Raw genomic sequence first — 3,996 nt, 5'->3', positions numbered from 1 at the left:
TCATGATGCAATACAGCTTGTTAGACAGACGCCCTGAAGAAAGTGCACTTCCTCTTTTACATGACAACGGCATTAGCGTTGTAGCGAGAGGTCCAGTAGCCAAAGGGCTGCTAACCGAAAAAGGAGAGCAAAAACTTGCTGCATTCGAGGGCAAGGGCTACTTAGATTATAGCGGTACGGAATTAGCAAAAACGATAGAAGAATTTCGTCACGTACGACCAACTCACTCTCTAAACTCAACGGCACTTCAATACTGTTTAGCTAATCCTACGGTAGCCTCGGTTGTAGCAGGAGCAAGCTCTTCTTCACAGCTTCGTGAAAACGTCAAAGCTGTCGAGGCTTCCCCGCTTCAGCCTACTGAAATTAGCAAGCTGCAATCAATCTTTAAAGCAAATCAATACGAAGCTCACCGTTAAAAAATAAAAGCGCCTTTACCGGCGCTTTTATTTTTTAAATTCAGACCAGTTCCAATCACTTTCATTTAACAGTTCTTCAAACGACTTATTTTTTTCTTTTTCTTTTCGAATTCGAGCAGCTTCTTTACGCTCTGTTTCTTTCTGCTCTTCTTCTTTTAAAGAAAGCGCCTGTTTTTTAGCTTGAAGCTGTTTTAATAAGCTATCATTTAGCTGATCTTTGATACTGAGCTGATCATTTTGTTTTTGTGCTGATTGTTTTTGCTTTTTTTTAGCCATCACAATTCCCCCGCTACTTTAATTGAGAGATATTGTATCATATTCTTGCTTTTGTTACCAAAAATCAAAATGCATCTAGTTTTACATGTTCATCAATAATTAAAGTTGGCTCTGTAGATTGTTGAATATCTTCTATCGTATAGCCTTTCGCTACTTCAACAAGCTTTAGACCTTCTGCCGTAATATCAATGACCGCTCGATCTGTAATAATGCGATCCACTACCTCTTTTCCTGTCAGAGGGAGGCTGCACTCATTTAAGATTTTAGGCTCGTCTTTTCTCGTCACGTGTTCCATAATAACAATGATGCGCTGTGCTCCGTGAACTAAATCCATTGCACCGCCCATTCCTTTAATCATTTTTCCAGGAATCATCCAGTTTGCCAAGTCACCAGTTTTTGAGACTTCCATTCCTCCTAAAATCGCAATATTAATGTGCCCTCCGCGAATCATTCCAAACGATTCAGCACTATCGAAATAAGAAGCGCCTGTTGTCGCCGTGACTGTTTCTTTACCTGCATTAATTAAATCAGGATCTACTTCTCCTTCTTTCGGATATGGTCCAATGCCTAACAGACCGTTTTCGGACTGAAGCACCACCGTTTTATTATCTGAGATATGATTAGCCACAAGCGTTGGAATACCAATTCCAAGGTTTACATAAAACCCGTCCAAAATTTCTTTTTCAGCACGTTTTGCAATTCGCTCTCTCACGTTCACGCCGTTTTCAATCATGAAAAATCTCTCCCCTTTTGTTATTTTTGAACGGTTAAACGCTCAATACGTTTTTCTTGTTCACCAATAATTAACGATTGAACATATACACTAGGTGTGTGAATAATATTTGGATCAAGTGAGCCTGTTGGATGAAGTTCCTCCACTTCTGCTATCGTCACTTTTCCTGCTGCTGCAATCATTGGGCTGAAATTGCGCGCTGTCTTGTTATACACTAAGTTACCCATATGATCGGCTTTCCAAGCTCTAACCAAACTAAAATCAGCTTTTAACGCCTCTTCTAGTAAATATTCTTTTCCTTCAAACACGCGAACTTCTTTTCCTTCAGCAATGGGTGTTCCCACTCCCGCTGGTGTATAAAATGCAGGTATGCCCGCTCCGCCGGCGCGAATCTTTTCAGCTAGCGTGCCTTGAGGTAGCAATTCTACTTCAATTTCTCCTGACAATACTTGTCTTTCAAACTCTTTATTTTCTCCCACGTAAGAACCAATCATCTTTTTAATTTGTTTGTTTTTCAGAAGCAGTCCAAGTCCCCAGTCGTCTACGCCGCAGTTATTTGAAATTACGGTTAAATCTTTTACCCCTGTTTCAACTAACGCTAAAATCAAATTCTCCGGAATTCCACATAAACCAAAACCACCGACCATAATCGTAGCACCGTCGTGAATATCTTTCACCGCTTCTTTAAACGACGTATGTACTTGTTTCATACATAACCACCCCTTCGTTATTTTTGAAAACGCTTTCTAATCTATTATAAAAGATTTTTATTTCTTTTTAAATATATATATAACTGAAAATTATAATTTAATCATTTTTTTGTCAAAAAAGTTATATTACTAGACAAATTAAAGGAAAAACAAAAACGCCACGAGTTCCAAAGCTGTATGTTTGGAATCTGTGGCGTTGTGATATAGCTTTAATGTTTGTTAAAACTATATCAAATTAAGGACGTTCAACGATTGTTGCAACGCCTTGGCCTCCGCCAATACATAACGTTGCTAACCCAAGTTTTGCGTCGCGTTTTTGCATTTCATGAATAAGTGAAACTAGGACACGTGCACCACTTGCACCAATAGGATGTCCAAGCGCAATTGCTCCACCGTTTACATTTAAAATATCATGATTAAATTGAAGTTCACGATCCACAGCGATTGACTGTGCAGCGAATGCTTCGTTTGCTTCTACTAATTGAACATCTTCTAATGAAACAGCAGCTTTTTCCAGCGCCTTTTTCACTGCGCTTACAGGACCGATTCCCATAATGCTTGGGTCTACTCCCGCAGTTGCATTACCTTTAATTGACACTAATGGTGTTAGGCCTAACTCGTCTGCTTTTTTACGGCTCATTACCACTACTGCCGCTGCACCGTCATTGATACCAGATGCATTACCAGCTGTTACAGAACCGTCTTTTTTGAAGGCTGGACGTAGTTTCCCTAAGCTTTCAGCCGTTGTGCCTGCACGTGGGAACTCATCTTGTTCAAAAATAGTTACTTGACCTTTTCTTCCAGGCACTTCTACTGGCACGATTTCATCTTTGAAACGACCAGATTGAATAGCTGCTTCTGCTTTTTGCTGACTTGAAGCTGCAAACGCATCTTGTTCGTCACGAGTAATTTCATATTTATCACACAGATTTTCAGCTGTAACGCCCATATGGTAGTCGTTAAATGCACACCATAATCCATCTTGAATCATGCTGTCAACTACTTTTTGGTCGCCCATTTTAAACCCGTTGCGTGCATTTTTTAATAAGTATGGTGCTTGGCTCATGTTTTCCATTCCACCAGCAACAATCACATCAGCATCCCCAGCAAGAATCGCTTGTGTAGCGAGATGTACTGCTTTTAGTCCTGATCCGCATACTTTATTGATGGTTAATGCTGAAACAGTTTCAGGTAAACCTGCTGCTAAAGTTGCTTGTCGTGCTGGATTTTGTCCTAAACCTGCTTGTAGGACATTTCCCATAATAACTTCATCTACTTCGTTTGCTGATACCCCTACTTTGTTTAAAGCTTCTTTAATTACAGTACCACCTAAAGTTGTTGCGGATACATTTTGTAAGCTTCCCCCAAAGCTGCCGATTGCTGTACGTACAGCGCTTACAATGACTACTTCTGTTTGACCCATGTCGAAAACCTCTCCTTACTGTTTGATTACTGTGATTAACTGTCACCTGTATTAATTTCGACATCGCTTGCGAAATTCCTCTTTTTTTGTAAAAATTTATAATTTTTATTGAATTTTAATTTTTTAGAATTAAAATAAATATTAGTAAGCGTTTACAATGTAGGAGGAGAGCGGTTTATGGGATTTCCTGAAAAAGTAACAATTATAGAAGTTGGTCCACGAGATGGCCTTCAAAATGAAAAAAATTTTGTTCCAACTGAAAAAAAAATTAATTTTATCAAAAAATTAAAAGAAGCTGGACTATCCGAAATCGAAATTACATCCTTTGTTTCTCCAAAATGGGTTCCTCAAATGAAAGATGCTTCTACTGTTGCAGATACATTTCAGCCTGATACATGCCGAAACATTGTGCTTGTGCCGAACCAAAAAGGCTTGGAA

At 39.2% G+C, this 3,996-nt stretch carries 5 protein-coding genes and 1 pseudogene; 2 read left to right on the top strand and 4 right to left on the bottom strand.

The genetic code is table 11. The features are described 5' to 3' along the window. Positions 1-416: aldo/keto reductase (locus AC1DRF_RS18445; RefSeq protein ID WP_477741348.1), on the top strand; the 416-nt coding region annotated here is incomplete at its 5' end. A 27-nt stretch (positions 417-443) separates the two neighbouring features. On the opposite strand, the gene AC1DRF_RS18440 is transcribed toward AC1DRF_RS18445, so the two are convergent. The 4 genes from AC1DRF_RS18440 to AC1DRF_RS18425 all read right to left on the bottom strand — a co-directional run bounded on the left by AC1DRF_RS18440 (position 444) and on the right by AC1DRF_RS18425 (position 3,558). After that, the gene (locus AC1DRF_RS18440) at positions 444-692 is read right to left on the bottom strand and encodes a YqkE family protein (protein ID WP_427075267.1); all 249 of its coding nucleotides are present in this window, start codon (positions 690-692) and stop codon (positions 444-446) included. A gap of 64 nt (positions 693-756) precedes the next feature. After that, positions 757-1,425 carry a 3-oxoacid CoA-transferase subunit B gene (locus AC1DRF_RS18435; RefSeq protein WP_043976312.1) on the bottom strand — a complete coding sequence of 223 codons (669 nt, stop codon included), beginning with the start codon at positions 1,423-1,425 and terminating at the stop codon, positions 757-759. A 20-nt stretch (positions 1,426-1,445) separates the two neighbouring features. After that, positions 1,446-2,135 carry a CoA transferase subunit A gene (locus tag AC1DRF_RS18430; protein ID WP_025750456.1) on the bottom strand — a complete coding sequence of 230 codons (690 nt, stop codon included), beginning with the start codon at positions 2,133-2,135 and terminating at the stop codon, positions 1,446-1,448. A gap of 235 nt (positions 2,136-2,370) precedes the next feature. Next, positions 2,371-3,558, bottom strand: a complete 1,188-nt coding sequence (locus tag AC1DRF_RS18425; protein ID WP_043976310.1) for an acetyl-CoA C-acetyltransferase — start codon at positions 3,556-3,558, stop codon at positions 2,371-2,373. Between the two features lie 177 nt (positions 3,559-3,735). Between AC1DRF_RS18425 and AC1DRF_RS18420 the strand changes: the two are divergent. Beyond that, positions 3,736-3,996, top strand: a pseudogene (locus AC1DRF_RS18420) (hydroxymethylglutaryl-CoA lyase); the annotation flags it as partial.

This window comes from Priestia sp. P5_B4 (genome assembly GCF_056400385.1).
This window is presented reverse-complemented; position numbering and strand designations above follow the sequence as displayed.

Excerpts from the sequence above, each read along its gene's own strand:
- AC1DRF_RS18440 (WP_427075267.1), bottom strand. The coding sequence starts at position 692 with ATGGCTAAAAAAAAGCAAAAACAATCAGCACAAAAACAAAATGATCAG.
- AC1DRF_RS18435 (WP_043976312.1), bottom strand. The coding sequence starts at position 1,425 with ATGATTGAAAACGGCGTGAACGTGAGAGAGCGAATTGCAAAACGTGCT.
- AC1DRF_RS18430 (WP_025750456.1), bottom strand. The coding sequence starts at position 2,135 with ATGAAACAAGTACATACGTCGTTTAAAGAAGCGGTGAAAGATATTCAC.
- AC1DRF_RS18425 (WP_043976310.1), bottom strand. The coding sequence starts at position 3,558 with ATGGGTCAAACAGAAGTAGTCATTGTAAGCGCTGTACGTACAGCAATC.